A 13,095-nucleotide genomic window follows, 5' to 3' on the forward strand; every position below is an offset into this window, starting at 1 on the left:
CCCGAGCCCATGCGCCACCACTGAATGCCTGGGCCGCCGCGGCCCTGCCTCTGCTCTTCCCTCCCTGCGGCCCGCCGGGCCGCCGGGAGGTGGGCCGTGCCCTATCCACGCCTTCCTGCCCCCCCCGGGCCCCCCCCCGGGGGGGGGGCCGTGAGGTGGGGGGGGGGGGGGGCGGCCGGGGGGGGGGGGGGGGGGGGGGCCCCCCCCCCCCCCCCCCCCCCATGACTTCCGGCGGAGCCGGAAGCGGCCTGCGGCCCCGCCCATGCGGAAAGCACCCTAGGCGCAATCAGCGCAATCAGCGAAATCGGTGGCAAAAGAGCCTTTCGACCGGGCCCAGCCGAGCCGCTCAGCGGCTGAAGAAGGGATCCAGGATGACGGCGGCGGTGAGGACGAGGGCGAAGAGGTTGATGTTCATGAAGACGCGGCGGTAGAGGGGGGCATCCTGGCCTTCTCGCAGCAGCGGCAGCGACCCGGCGATGAGCCACGCCGCGCCCAGGCCCAGCATGACCTCGGCGGGCCAGGAGACCAGCACCCGGAACATCGGCAGCAGGCCGCAGGCGGCGGCGGTGCCGCAGGTCCAGGTGAAGGTCAGCCGCGACAGCCGGGGACGGCCGAAGACCGAGACCAGCGTGGGGAAGCCGGCCTTCTCGTAGCCCTCGGCGTGGAGGCCCACCAGCAGCCAGAAATGGGGGACCTGCCAGATGAAGAAGACGAAGGCCAGGGCCAGGACCGAGGGATCCGCCACGCTGCCGCCGGCGGCGGTCCAGCCGATGGCCGGGGGCAGGGCCCCGATGAGGGAGCCCGGCACCACGGCGAAGGCGCTCACGCGCTTCAGGGGCGTGTAGAAGCCGTTGTACCAGCCCAGCGCCAGGGCGCCGAGGAGGGCCGAGGTGAGGTTGTGGGCGGCCCACAGGAGGCCGAATCCGGCCACGGCCAGGGTCACGGCGAGGACCGCGGCGGAACCGGCGGTGATGTCCCCGTGGGGGATGGGGCGCGAGGCGGTGCGGGGCATCATCGCGTCGTAGCGGCGCTCCTGCACCTCATTGAGGGCGCTGGAGCCCATGGCGAGGAGCAGGATGCCGATCAGCGTGGTGACCAGGCCCGCGTCCACGCCGCGCAGGAAGGCCACGTAGCCCGCCGCCGCCGTGAACGTGGAGGCCCCGGAGATGCGCAGCTTGGTCAGCTCGAGGAAGGTCGAGACCGGGCTGGGCTTGGGAACGGGAATCGCGGCCACGCTCAAATCATCGCTCCTGGTTCAGCCGGAGCCCAGCTTGGCTGGGCGAGGGCGCGGGGGTCCCGGGGGAGTAGGGCGCAAGCCCGGTCCCCCGGATCATTAGAGGGTCTTGAGGTAGCGGACGACCTCGCTGAGCTCCTGCTCCGTCATCGGCGTCTGGGGCATGGCGGGCGGATAGCCGCGGACCACCTGCTCCATGGGGTTGGTGATGGCCCGGCGGACATAGGCCTCGTCCACGGTGACCTGGCGCATGGCGCCGGCCACGAGGACCTCCTGCTGCTTGCCGAAGAGGGCCTTGAGGGTGGGGCCCACCTTGGGCTTGCCGTCCACGGAGTGGCAGGCCAGGCAGCCCTTGGAGGTCAGTACGGCCAGGCCCGGCGGCAGGTCCTTCAGGTCAGGATGGGCCTCGGCGGCTCGGATCGCCTTGCCGGGCTCGGGGGCATCCTCGCCGCCGAAGTACCAGGCCTTGAACTCGTCCTCGGGCACCACGATGACCTTGCTCAGCATGAGGCTGTGGTCCACGCCGCAGATGACCGTGCACTCGATGTCGTACGAGCCCAGCTTGGTGGCCTGGAACCAGGTGGTGTTGGTGCGGGCGGGCACGGCGTCGATCTTGAGGCGGAACGAGGGGATGAAGAAGCCATGCACCACGTCGGCGCTGTGGACCTCCATCTTCATGGGCTTGTTGATGGGGGCGAAGAGCACCTTGCTCTTCTTGCCGTTGGGGTATTCGAAGGACCAGCTCCACTGGCGGGCGGTGACCTTCACGGCCATGGCGTCCCGGGGGGCCTGGCGCATGTATTCGTAGTTGGTCCAGCCGTAGTAGAAGATCGAGAGGAACAGGACCAGGGGAATGGTGGTCCACAGGATCTCGAGGCCCGTGTGGCCTTCGATCTGCTCGGCCTTCGGGTGGCGCTTCTTGCTGTAGCGCACCACGAAGTAGATCATCAGCGCCGTGATGAAGATGAGGAACGCGACGGAGAGGCCGAACACGTAGAAGAAGACCGCGTCGGACTTCTGGGCCGAGAGGGCGGCTTGGTTCATCCAGTCCATGGGTGCCTCAGTGGAAAGCGACGTCGGAGAAGAGCAGGGCGAAGAAGATCAGCAGCGTGCCCAGGGTGACCAGGACCACGATCTTGAGCAGCGGCCCCTCGTACTTCAGGTGCATGAAGAAGTAGAAGACAAGGCCCGCCTTGAGGGGCGTCAGCGTGAGCAGGCCCCAGACGGCGTAGGTCTGACCCAGGTGGCTCACGCCCACCAGGGCGCCCGTGAGGATCAGCAGGGCCACCCAGACCTTGATGAAGGTGCCGTAGCCGGGGTGGTCGGCGTGCTCGAGGGAGTGTTCGGCGTGTTCGTTCATGGTCCTGCCCTTACGCGGCGAGGTAGAAAAGCGGGAGGAGGAAGATCCAGATCACGTCCACCAGGTGCCAGTAGAGGCCGCTGTTCTCCAAGTGGATGTAGCGGTCCGCGCGGATGCGATCCGTGGCCACCCACCAGAGCATGACGGAGAGGAGCGAGAGGCCGACGATGACGTGGAGCCCGTGGAGGCCCGTCATCGTGAAGTAGAGGCCGAAGAAGACCTGCTCCCCAGGCGGCAGCGTGCCCAGATGCGGGGCGTTGGGATAGAGGCCGTGGTGGAACTTGGCGGCCCATTCGAAGGACTTGATGACCAGGAAGGTCAAACCCAGGGCCAGGGTGGTGCCCAGGAAGACCATGGCCTGCTTCTTCTCCGCCCGCTGGATGGCCACGATGGCGAGCACCACCGTGAGGCTGCTGGTGAGCAGCACCAGCGTGTTGATGACGCCCAGGGTGGCGTTCAGCTCGGCGCCGCCGTGGTGGAACTCGACGGGGTACTTGTACCGCATGTACGAATAGCCGATGAAGAGGCCGCCGAAGAGGACGATCTCCGTCACCAGGAACAGCCACATGCCGAGCCGGGCGCCGAAGTCGTCGCGGTGGACGTGCTCGCTCATTGGGACTCCTGCTCGAAGTGGTAGGGGCCGTGAGTGATGGTGGGGATGGTCTCGAAGTTCTCCTGGGGGGGCGGGCTGGGGATGGTCCACTCCAGCGTCACGCCGCCCCAGGGGTTGTCCTCGGCCTTCGACCCCTTGAAGAGGGCGTAGATGAGCGTTCCGAAGAAGGCGAGGAGGCCCAGCACCAGGAACCAGCTGCCGACGGTCGCCACCACGTGCATGGTGTGGAACTGGGGCAGGTGGACGTAGTAGCGGCGGGGCATGCCCATCATGCCGAGGATCAGCATGCCGAAGTAGAGCATGTTGAAGCCGATGAACATGGGGAACCAGGAGGCGTAGATGGCCTTCTTGGAATACATCTTCCCGGACATCTTGGGGAACCAGTAGAGCAGGGCCGCGAAGAAGGCGAAGCCGGTGCCGCCGAACATCACGTAGTGGAAGTGGCCCACGATGAAGTAGGTGTCGTGGATATGCACATTGATGGCCAGGGCCCCCTGCATGACGCCCGTGAGGCCGCCGATGGCGAAGAGGAAGATGAAGGTCAGGGCGAAGAGCAGGGGCGGCTGGAAGTCGATGCTGCCCTTGTAGAGGGTGCTCACCCAGTTGAAGACCTTGATGGCGCTGGGCACGGCCACGACCATCGTCAGCAGGGAGAAGAGCAGCGTGGCCAGGCTGCTCATGCCCGACGTGAACATGTGGTGGGCCCACACCAGGCTGCCCACGCCGGCGATGGCCATGCTGGAGAAGGCGATGGCCTTGTAGCCGAAGATGGTGCGCTTGGCGAAGGTGGGGATGATCTCGGTGATGGCGCCCATGGCCGGCAGGATCATGATGTAGACCGCCGGGTGGGAGTAGATCCAGAACAGGTGCTGGTAGAGCAGGGGATCGCCGCCCTTCGCGGGATCGAAGATGCCGATGCCGAAGAACCGTTCCAGGATGACCAGCACCAGGGTGATGGCCAGGATGGGCGTGGCCAGGAGCTGGATCCAGGATGTGGAGTACAGGGCCCAGCACATGAGCGGCATGCGGAACCACTTCATGCCCGGCGCCCGCAGGCGGTGGATGGTGGTGATGAAGTTGATGCCCGTCAGCATGGACGAGAAGCCCAGGATGAAGGCGCCGAACACCGCCAGGCTCACGTTGGTGCCGGTCTTCAGGCTGAAGGGTGCGTAGAAGGTCCACCCGGTGTCGGGCGCGCCGCCTCCAGTGAAGAGCGAGAGCACCGCGAGGATGGCCCCTGCCATGAAGAAGTACCAGGAGGCCAGGTTCAGCCGCGGGAAGGCCACGTCCTTGGCGCCGATCAGGATCGGCAGGAAGAAGTTTCCGAAGACGGCGGGCAGGCCCGGGATGACGAACAGGAAGATCATGATCACGCCATGGACCGTGAACAGGGCGTTGTAGGTCCGGGCGGTGATCAGGTGCTGGAAGGGCGTCAGCTGCACCAGGCGCATGAGGAAGCCGATGCCCACGCCGACGAAGAAGAAGCTGATCATCGAGTAGAGGTAGAGCACCCCGACCCGCTTGTGGTCCGTGGAGGTCAGCCAGGCCAGGAGGCCCTTGCGGGAGCCCGTGTCCACGAGGTAGCTCGGCTGGGCCGTGGGATAGCCAGGCTGGGCGGTTGCGTGGGTGGTCATTCAGCCTCCTCGGACTTGGTCTTGCGGCCCCGGCGGATGAGGACGAACACGAAGATCAGGGCCGCCAGGATGGTGACGGTGGCGCTGATGGCCGTGGTGTTCAGGACGTATTTCCGTCCCGCGGGGTCATAGCTGAAGCAGAACTTCAGGAACTTGTTGATGGTGGGCTGAGCCTCGCCGCGCCCGGCCTCCTGGGCCGCCAGCTGGAGGTCCGCGGGCAGGTAGGTGACGCCGTACATGTAGCGCGTGACCTTGCCCTGGGGGCTGATGAAGATGATGGCCGCGGCATGGACGAAGTCGTCGCCCACCTGCTTGTACCGGAAGCCCACGGCGTCGGCCAGGGCGCGGCTGGCGGTGGCGGGACCCGTCAGGAAGCGCCAGGCCGCCGGCGGGAAGGGCCGGGTGAGCTCGCCCAGGTAGTTGGTGCGCTTCTGCGCGGCCATCTCGGGCGTGTCCCGCTCGTCGAAGCTGACCGTGAGGACCTGGAAGTCCTTGCCGGGGATGGCCTCGGTGCGGTTCAGCACCTCGACCACCCCGTTGAGCTGGGGCGTGCAGATGCCGGCGCAGCGGAAGTAGTTCAAGGTCAGGATGGTGGGCTTGTCGATGAGCTGGCGCAGGGTGACGGGCTGGCCGTCCTCCCCCTTGAAGGCCAGGTCCAGCGGCAGGGTGGCGCCGAGCTTCTCGTCAATGCCCACTTCCTGGGGCGTGAAGGCGGGGGCCGCTGGGCCTTCAACGGCCGCAGGCGCCGGGGCCGGGGTGGGCGCCGGCGTGGACTTGGCCGCCTGGGCTCCGGCCGGGAGGCACAGGAGCGCCGCGGCGAGGATCAGAACGGAGAATGAGGCGTGGAGGGGGCGGAGGGTCATGGTCGGCCTTGGGGATGGGCCTCGGCGTACTCCCGGCAGAGGATGTCCACGGCGCGGGAGACGGGGATGCGGTTGGGGATGACTTCACCGGCGCTGGCGAAGAGCTTCTCCAGCGCGGCGGTGGCCTTCGGATCGCTCGCGCCATGGTCGAAGGCGCCCAGCGACTGCACCACGTGGACGAGGGCCATGCGGTCCCGCTTGGAGAGGTCCGTGTAGGCCACCATGGAGCTGCCCTTGATGCCTTCGTTCAGGGTCTTGTAGATGTCCTCGACACGGGTGCCGTTCTTCCAGCCCGCGCTCTGGGTGAAGTTGCGGGGCGCCGGGTTGAGGCCCTTCCCCGCCGGGCCGTCGCCCTTGCCCTCGGGGCCATGGCAGCTGGCGCAGGTCTGCGCGAAGATCGCCTTGCCCCGGGCCATGAGCTCGGGATTGGGCGTCATGACCGTCTTGGGGTCGATGGGCGGGATGACCTGCCGGGCCTGGGCCGGGTAGTCCGTGGGGTCCAGCCAGCCGGTCTCGCCCTGCACCGCCTGGACGGGCACGGCATCGGGCTGCGTGTGGGCCTGGTAGCGCAGGCCGGGCAGCACGGTGAAACCGAAGAAGGCGGCGATGAAGATGAAGCAGATCACCACCAGCAGGGCGGACAGCAGGCGCTTCAGCTCGTCCGGGGAGAGGTAGTCTTGGATCTTCATAGCCGGAACTCCAGGCCCTCGCGGAGGAAGGGATCGCCGACGGGCATGTCCTCGCCTTTCTGCATGGCGCCGCGGACCCAGAGGAGGATCCCGCCCAGGAAGAAGAGGGCGAAGCTGAGCTCGGGCCAGGAGAACCTGGGGCTGGCGCCGAGGATGGGGAAGATGAGCCAGTAGATGTCGAGCACGTGCGCTCCGAGCATCAGGTAGGCCACGCGGCGCAGGCGCCGGGGGTCCTTCTTCGAGTCCCGGGTCACCAGGGCGAAGAAGGGCAGCACGAAATGCAGGCCCGCCAGTACCAGCGTGATGAGGTGCCAGGCGCCCTGGAGGCGCACCTTGTACCAGATGACCTCGTCCGGCAGGTTCGCGTACCACATGAGCATGTACTGGGCGAAGCCGATGTAGGACCAGAACACCGTGAAGGCGAAGAGGAAGCCGCCCAGGTTGTAGAGGTGGTCGCCCCGCACGCCCTCCAGCCGGCCCTGGTCCTGGAGGTGCAGGACCGCCAGGGCCGTGGCCGCGAGACCGCTGAGGAAGGCACCGGCGAAGACATAAACGCCGAAGATGTCGCTGTACCACTCGGGCGTGAGGCCGGAGATCCAGTCGAAGGCCACCAGCGTCACCACCAGCGCGAAGATCGCCATGAAAGCGGGGGCGAACTTGCGGGCCCGGAAGTTGAAAGCCGGGTCCTTCGTGGCGTCCTGCTTGAGCGAGCCGCCCACCAGCACCCAGAGGCCCAGGAGGCAGAGGGCCAGGGCCACGATGGTGCGCGCGGAGAAGAATGGCAGGCTCAGCCAGAAGGCCTTGCCGGCCAGGAGGGGATGGTGGGCCGCCTCGGGCCGGGCCCCGGGATAGAGCACCGGGATGGCGCCCAGGGCGATGAGGCCGACGGGGATCGAGGGGATCAGCAGGGTGGCCAGGCGCTCGGGGATGCGCCGGATGGGCACGCTCCACTTGGCGTTGACCAGGTGCTCCAGGGCCACGATGAACAGCGAGCCCAGGCCCAGCGTGAAGAGGAGCACGAACCAGAAGACCCAGTTGGCCCAGAAGCGCTCGGGGCCTGCGGCGGCGTAGCTGCCGAGGACGCCCAGGGCGCCCAGGGCCACGGCGCCCCAGAGCCAGGAGGCGGGGAGGTTGGAGGCGTTCTTGTCCTGGCTCATCGCGTGGCCACCTTCAGATCCTCGTCCTTGGCGTTCTGGGCGCGCTGGAGGGCGCGCACGTAATCCACCACGGCCCACCGCTCCCGCTCGGAGAGGTAGGGGGCGTGGGAGGGCATGGCGTTCTTGCCGTTCACGATGGCCCAGTAGATCTTGCCGTCCGGGTAGTCCAGGAACTGCTGGGCCTGCAGGTTGGCGGGCTTGGCCCCGTAGGCGGCCGTCAGGCTGCCCACGCCGTTGCCGACGGCGCCGTGGCACACTTCGCAGCGGTTGGTGTAGACCTTCTTCCCGAGGGCGAAGACCTCCGGCGTGCGCGGCAGCGGGTTCACCAGGGAAGCGGCTTCCTCCTGGGTGCCCGTGGCCGTGGGCAGGTAGCCCCGAGCCACGGTGCCCGCCACCGGCAGCTGCATCCCGTGGCCGTCCTTGAAGAAGCTGGAGGCCTTCTGGGCGTTCAGGCGGGGCTGCTCCTGCATGTATTTCATGGGTGCCAGCACGGGGAACCACTTGGTGGCGAAGTACATCGCCATGCCCGCCACCACGCAGGCGGTGAAGATGCCGCCGAGGGTGCGGAGGACGTAGTCGCTGGTGAGGAAGGGGCTGCGGTCCGGGGCGGGCAGGGCCTCGACCTCGATGGCGCCGGCGGCCTGGAGGGCCCGGGCGGCGGCGGTACTGTCGAAGGCTTCGCTCTCGGCCTCCAGGGCCAGGACGTAGCGGTCCCGCGTGATGCCCTTGATGGACTTGGACGAGAGCACGGGGTGGCCGAAGAAGGGCAGCTTGTTCAGGAGGAACAGCATCCCCAGGCCCGCGGTGAAGGTGGCGAAGAGCACCGTCACTTCGAACATGATGGGGATGAAGGCTTCCCAGGAGCCCGCGCCCTTGCCGCCGGTGATGATCGGGTAGTCGACGGCGCTGATCCAGTACTGGAAGCCGAAGGCAGTGATGGCGCCCAGGATGCCCATGACCAGCACCATGCCGCCCAGGGGCGACTTGCGGAGACCCAGGGCCTCCTCGATGCCGTGGATCGCGTAGGGCGTATAGGCCTCCACCGCGCCGAGCTTGGCGGCGCGCACCTGGGGGATGGCCTTCATGAGGGCGTCGGGCGTCTCGAAGACGCCGAGGACGGCGTAGGACGTCTCAGGCATGGTGGTCGTCTCCATGGTGAGAGGGCTGGGCGCCGGGCAGGATCGCCTTCACCTCGGTGGTGGCGATGACCGGCAGGACCCGGGCGAAGAGCAGCACCAGGGTGAAGAAGATGCCGAAGGTGCCCAGGAGGACGCCAAAGTCGATCATGGTCGGCTTGTAGATGCGCCAGGCGGAGGGCAGGTAGTCCTGGTGCAGCGAGATCACGATGATCACGAAGCGCTCGAACCACATGCCGATGGTCACGCCGATGGCCACGAGGATCATCCAGAAGTAGCTGGCGCGGGCCTTCTTGAACCAGAGGATCTGCGGAATGAGGATGTTGCAGCTGATGGTCACCCAGCCGGCCCAGCCATAGGTGCCACTGATGATGTTCATGAAGCCGTGGTGGAGGTACTCGTTCATGGAGTACCAGGCCGTGAAGCCCTCCATCATGTAGCTGTAGCCCATGATGCAGCTCATGGCGAGGATCACCTTGTTCATCACGTCCAGGTGGCGCATGGTGATCAGGTTCTTGAGCTGCATGGTCTCGCGCACGACCACCAGCACCATCACCACCATGGCGAAGCCGGCGAAGATGGCGCCCGCCACGAAGTAGGGCGGGAAGATGGTCATGTGCCAGCCCGGCACCACCGACGTGGCGAAGTCGAAGCTCACCACCGAGTGCACGGAGAGCACCAGGCCCGTGGCCAGGCCCGCCAGCAGCAGGTAGGCCTTCTCGTAGTGCTGCCAGTGGGAGGCCGCCCCGCGCCAGCCCATGGCCAGCACGGTGTAGAGGACCTTCCGGATCTTGCTCGTCGTCCGGTCGCGCATGGAGGCGATGTCGGGGATGAGGCCCAGGTACCAGAACATCAGGGACACGGAGAAGTAGGTGTTCACCGCGAAGACGTCCCACAGCAGCGGCGACCGGAAGTTGGTCCACAGGGCGCGCTGGTTCGGATAGGGGAAGAGCCAGTAGGCCAGCCAGGGACGGCCCACGTGGATGAGGGGGAAGATCACGGCGCAGATGACCGCGAAGATGGTCATGGCCTCGGCGAACCGCGCGATGGCGTTGCGCCAGCGCTTGCGGAAGAGGAAGAGGATGGCCGAGATCAGCGTGCCGGCGTGGCCGATGCCCACCCAGAACACGAAGTTGATGATGTCGAAGGCCCAGAACACAGGGCTGGTGTTGCCCCAGGCGCCGATGCCGGTGACGAAGACGTAGCCGATGCAGCCGACGCCGATGAGGAGAGCCGTGAGGGTGACGGCCAGGCCGAGGTACCACTGCTTCGGGGGCTTCATTTCGGGGAAGGCCAGGACCTGGTCGTCCAGGCTGCCGGGAGTGACCACGCCCACGGTGAGCGCGGGCTCGATCAGGGCCTCCGGGATGTCGCCGGCGGACGTGGCGGCATCAAGCTTCATGGTGACCTCCCTCGGTCGAGGCCATAGGCATGGCGGGATTCTTCAGGTCGGCCAGGTAGGTGATGGCGGGCTTGACGCCCAGCTCCTCCAGCACGCGGTAGGCGCGGCTGGCCGCCACCAACTGGGAGACCTTGCTCTTGGGGTCCTTCAGGTCGCCGAAGACGATGGCATCCGAGGGACATCCGGCCATGCAGGCGGTGGTGATCTCACCGTCGAGGATGGCGCGGCCATCTCCCTTGGCGCGGATCTTCACGTCGTTGATGCGCTGCACGCAGAAGGAGCACTTCTCCATGACGCCGCGGGGGCGGACCGTGACCTCGGGGTTGTAGGCCAGGGTCTCAGGCTCGGTCTTGTAGGCGGTGTACTCGAGGAAGTTGAAGCGGCGCACCTTGTAGGGGCAGTTGTTGGCGCAGTACCGGGTGCCCACGCAGCGGTTGTAGGCCATCTGGTTCAGGCCTTCGGGGCTGTGGTTGGTGGCGTTCACCGGGCACACGTTCTCGCAGGGCGCGTTGTCGCAGTGCTGGCACAGCATGGGCTGGTGGACGACCTTCGGATTCTCCAGCTCGCCCTCGTAGTAGCGGTCGATGCGGATCCAGTGCATCTCGCGGCCCCGGGCCACCTGCTCGGGCCCCACGGTGGCCACGTTGTTCTCGGACTGGCAGGCCACCATGCAGGCTGAGCAGCCGGTGCAGGCCGCCAGGTCGATGACCATGCCCCACTTGTGGTCCGGGAATTTCTGGTCCTCGTAGAGGGTCACCAGCTCGGGCATGTGGTGGTGCCCCTGGGGGTTGTGGGCGAACTCGTCCATGGTGAGGGAGCGGACGAGGTCGCGGCCCTCCATGCGGTGGTGGCTCTGAGTGCGGGAGAGCTCCTTCCGGCCGCCGGCCTTGGCCAGCTTCGCGCCGCCGCGGGCGTGGGCGCTGGCGGGATCCAGACCCACAAGTGGGAAGGCGTTGACGCCCATGCCCTTGGCCACGCCGCCGGTGGTGCGACCGTAGCCCAGCGCCAGGGCCAGCACGCCGGGCGCCTGGCCGGGCTGGATCACGGCGGGCAGCTTGAGGGTGGCGCCATCGAGGGCGAGGGTGACCCAGTCGCCCTCTTCGAGGCCCAGGGCCTTGGCGTCCTGCACAGAGACAGCCACGGGGTTGTCCCAGGTCATCTTGGTGATGGGATCCGGCGTTTCCTGCAGCCAGCTGTTGTTGGCGTGGCGGCCGTCGTGCGTGGCGAAGCCGGGGAAGAGCACCAGCTCGAGTCCGTCAGCTTTCGCGGCAACGGCCTTCTTGGCCGCGGCGGCCACGGAGGCGCCCTTGAAGACGGGGGCCGAGGTCTTGGTCTCGCCCTTCACCAGGCCGTCGTGCAGGGCCTGCTCGAAGGAGGTGCCGAAGGGCAGCTCCTTCTTCCAGCGGGCCTGCAGGTAGGCGTGGTAGCCGTCCGGAACGGTCGCGCCCATGGCCTTCAGGACGCCCAGGAGGATGTCCTCGCCCTGGCGGGTGTCGTAGAGGGCCCCGATGGCGGGCTGCTGGAGCACGGCCGCGCCGGGCGTGGCGTAGTCGCCCCAGCTCTCCAGCCAGTGGTTCTCCGGCAGCAGCAGCTGGCACTGGGCGGACGTCTCGTCCTCCACCTGGCCGATCCAGGCCCGGAAGGGCACCTTGGTCACGGCCTCCTTCCAGGCGGCTGCCTTGGGGTAGGTGTAGGCGGGGTTCACGTCCCAGAAGAGGACGGCGGCATAGGCGCCGGAAGCCATCTTCTGCGCGGCGGCCTCCAGGTCCTTCACCGTGGCCAGGGGCTCGGCGGCGCGGAGGGCCACGGCCTCGGAGCCCAGCATGGCGTTGAGCAGGTGGGCGGCCTGGTGGGCTTCGGCGGGCATCTGGGCCCCGCAGAGCACCACGGCGTTCCGGCCGGCAGCCCGGAGGTCCTTCACCAGGCTGGACCAGACGGCTGCCGGGATGTCCGCGGGCGCGCCCGCGGACATCCCGGACAGATCCGTGCCGGTTGGCAGCGCCACGCCCTTGGCCGCCAGTTCCTTCGCCAGAGCGAAGGCCACGGCGCCGAGGCGGGAGGGGGAAACAGGCACGCGCTGATCGGCGTTGGTGCCGGTCAGCGTGAGGGGGCCTTCCAGCACCCAGAGACGGTTGATGGCCTCCTGCGCGTTCTTCAACCTCCGCTTGGCGCCCCAGGCGGCCTGGGCCTCGGGATCCTCGCCGTTCAGGAAGTCCGCGCCGAGCGACAGGATGACCTTGGCCTTGTCCAGGCGGGGCTGGAGGTCCACGGCTTGGCCGAAGCTGGCCAGGGCGGCCACCTCCGCGGCGTCGCCCGCGGCGGGCTCATAGGCCAGGTGCTCCAGGGTGGGCAGGGCGGTCTTGAGGTCCGCCAGCAGGGCCTTGCGGCTGGGCGAGACCACGGCCCCGGAGATCAGGAGCACGGGCTTGCCCGCGGCCTTGGCACCCCGGAGCGCTCCGTGGAACTGGGCTTCCGCGTCCGCCCAGCTCGCCACATGGCCCTGGGCCTTGGGTGCGCGGAGGCGGTCGGGGTCGTAGAGGCGCAGCACGTCGGCCATGACGCGGGGGCTGGTCTTGCCCTTCACGCCGGGGTGCTCGTCGTTGCCGGTGAGGTGGATGGGGCGGCCTTCGCGGGTCTTCACCAGCACGGGGTAGACGCGGCGGCCCTCGTGCGTGGCGCTGGCGTAGTAGTTGGCCACGCCGGGGATCACCTCCACGGGGCGCTTGGTGTAGGGCACCACAGTGCCCTGGCCCTTGCGGTCGCAGGCCACGGTGGCAGCGAGCGCGGCGGCGGCGCTCACCAGGCCCAGGAAGTCGCGGCGGGAGACGCCGCTCTGGGGCGGCAGGCCATGGACGTCGTCGTAGTCCGGGCCGGCCGGAATGGTGCCGGGGAGGAACTCGTCGTGGGCGGCCCGCTGGGCCTCGGGCGTCTCGATGCGCTCCTCGAGGGTGCGCCAGAAGCGCGGGGTCTCGAGGGGGCCGTGTTCGGGAAGTCGTGTCTTCATGAG

Annotated in this window: 11 protein-coding genes; all 11 read right to left on the reverse strand. The window is 68.0% G+C overall.

The annotated features are described in order from the left end of the window. Window positions 1-346: 346 nt before the first annotated feature. The 11 genes from ML539_RS00005 to ML539_RS00055 all read right to left on the reverse strand — a co-directional run bounded on the left by ML539_RS00005 (window position 347) and on the right by ML539_RS00055 (window position 13,092). Window positions 347-1,234 (reverse strand): protoheme IX farnesyltransferase, encoded by an 888-nt coding sequence (locus ML539_RS00005; protein ID WP_243319421.1) that lies wholly within the window; start codon window positions 1,232-1,234, stop codon window positions 347-349. 99 nt (window positions 1,235-1,333) lie between these two features. Beyond that, entirely contained in the window at window positions 1,334-2,287 is a 954-nt protein-coding gene (gene coxB, locus ML539_RS00010; RefSeq protein ID WP_243319423.1) for a cytochrome c oxidase subunit II, read from the reverse strand. Window positions 2,288-2,294: 7 nt separating this feature from the next. After that, window positions 2,295-2,594 (reverse strand): cytochrome C oxidase subunit IV family protein, encoded by a 300-nt coding sequence (locus ML539_RS00015; RefSeq protein ID WP_243319425.1) that lies wholly within the window; start codon window positions 2,592-2,594, stop codon window positions 2,295-2,297. Between the two features lie 10 nt (window positions 2,595-2,604). Further along, window positions 2,605-3,207 carry a cytochrome c oxidase subunit 3 family protein gene (locus tag ML539_RS00020; protein ID WP_243319427.1) on the reverse strand — a complete coding sequence of 201 codons (603 nt, stop codon included), beginning with the start codon at window positions 3,205-3,207 and terminating at the stop codon, window positions 2,605-2,607. Beyond that, window positions 3,204-4,841, reverse strand: coding sequence for a cbb3-type cytochrome c oxidase subunit I (locus tag ML539_RS00025; RefSeq protein ID WP_243319429.1), 1,638 nt, complete (start codon window positions 4,839-4,841; stop codon window positions 3,204-3,206). Before ML539_RS00025 ends, ML539_RS00020 begins: the two co-directional genes overlap by 4 nt. Then, window positions 4,838-5,704 (reverse strand): SCO family protein, encoded by an 867-nt coding sequence (locus ML539_RS00030; RefSeq protein ID WP_243319431.1) that lies wholly within the window; start codon window positions 5,702-5,704, stop codon window positions 4,838-4,840. Before ML539_RS00030 ends, ML539_RS00025 begins: the two co-directional genes overlap by 4 nt. Further along, window positions 5,701-6,393 (reverse strand): c-type cytochrome, encoded by a 693-nt coding sequence (locus ML539_RS00035; RefSeq protein ID WP_243319433.1) that lies wholly within the window; start codon window positions 6,391-6,393, stop codon window positions 5,701-5,703. Before ML539_RS00035 ends, ML539_RS00030 begins: the two co-directional genes overlap by 4 nt. Beyond that, window positions 6,390-7,550 (reverse strand): hypothetical protein, encoded by a 1,161-nt coding sequence (locus tag ML539_RS00040; protein ID WP_243319435.1) that lies wholly within the window; start codon window positions 7,548-7,550, stop codon window positions 6,390-6,392. Before ML539_RS00040 ends, ML539_RS00035 begins: the two co-directional genes overlap by 4 nt. Continuing rightward, entirely contained in the window at window positions 7,547-8,689 is a 1,143-nt protein-coding gene (locus ML539_RS00045) for a quinol:electron acceptor oxidoreductase subunit ActD (protein ID WP_243319437.1), read from the reverse strand. Before ML539_RS00045 ends, ML539_RS00040 begins: the two co-directional genes overlap by 4 nt. Beyond that, entirely contained in the window at window positions 8,682-10,088 is a 1,407-nt protein-coding gene (nrfD, locus tag ML539_RS00050; protein WP_243319439.1) for an NrfD/PsrC family molybdoenzyme membrane anchor subunit, read from the reverse strand. Before nrfD ends, ML539_RS00045 begins: the two co-directional genes overlap by 8 nt. Further along, window positions 10,078-13,092: a TAT-variant-translocated molybdopterin oxidoreductase gene (locus ML539_RS00055; protein WP_243319441.1), complete on the reverse strand. Its 3,015-nt coding sequence runs from the start codon at window positions 13,090-13,092 to the stop codon at window positions 10,078-10,080. The genes nrfD and ML539_RS00055 overlap by 11 nt, the downstream gene beginning before the upstream one ends. Window positions 13,093-13,095 lie beyond the last annotated feature (3 nt).

Source organism: Geothrix sp. SG200 (genome assembly GCF_022808935.1).
In the GTDB taxonomy this organism is placed as follows: domain Bacteria; phylum Acidobacteriota; class Holophagae; order Holophagales; family Holophagaceae; genus Geothrix; species Geothrix alkalitolerans.

What these genes read in the sequence shown, in the direction of transcription:
- coxB (WP_243319423.1), bottom strand. Translation starts at nt 2,287, where the DNA reads ATGGACTGGATGAACCAAGCCGCCCTCTCGGCCCAGAAGTCCGACGCG.
- ML539_RS00015 (WP_243319425.1), bottom strand. Translation starts at nt 2,594, where the DNA reads ATGAACGAACACGCCGAACACTCCCTCGAGCACGCCGACCACCCCGGC.
- ML539_RS00020 (WP_243319427.1), bottom strand. Translation starts at nt 3,207, where the DNA reads ATGAGCGAGCACGTCCACCGCGACGACTTCGGCGCCCGGCTCGGCATG.
- ML539_RS00025 (WP_243319429.1), bottom strand. Translation starts at nt 4,841, where the DNA reads ATGACCACCCACGCAACCGCCCAGCCTGGCTATCCCACGGCCCAGCCG.
- ML539_RS00030 (WP_243319431.1), bottom strand. Translation starts at nt 5,704, where the DNA reads ATGACCCTCCGCCCCCTCCACGCCTCATTCTCCGTTCTGATCCTCGCC.
- ML539_RS00035 (WP_243319433.1), bottom strand. Translation starts at nt 6,393, where the DNA reads ATGAAGATCCAAGACTACCTCTCCCCGGACGAGCTGAAGCGCCTGCTG.
- ML539_RS00040 (WP_243319435.1), bottom strand. Translation starts at nt 7,550, where the DNA reads ATGAGCCAGGACAAGAACGCCTCCAACCTCCCCGCCTCCTGGCTCTGG.
- ML539_RS00045 (WP_243319437.1), bottom strand. Translation starts at nt 8,689, where the DNA reads ATGCCTGAGACGTCCTACGCCGTCCTCGGCGTCTTCGAGACGCCCGAC.
- nrfD (WP_243319439.1), bottom strand. Translation starts at nt 10,088, where the DNA reads ATGAAGCTTGATGCCGCCACGTCCGCCGGCGACATCCCGGAGGCCCTG.
- ML539_RS00055 (WP_243319441.1), bottom strand. Translation starts at nt 13,092, where the DNA reads ATGAAGACACGACTTCCCGAACACGGCCCCCTCGAGACCCCGCGCTTC.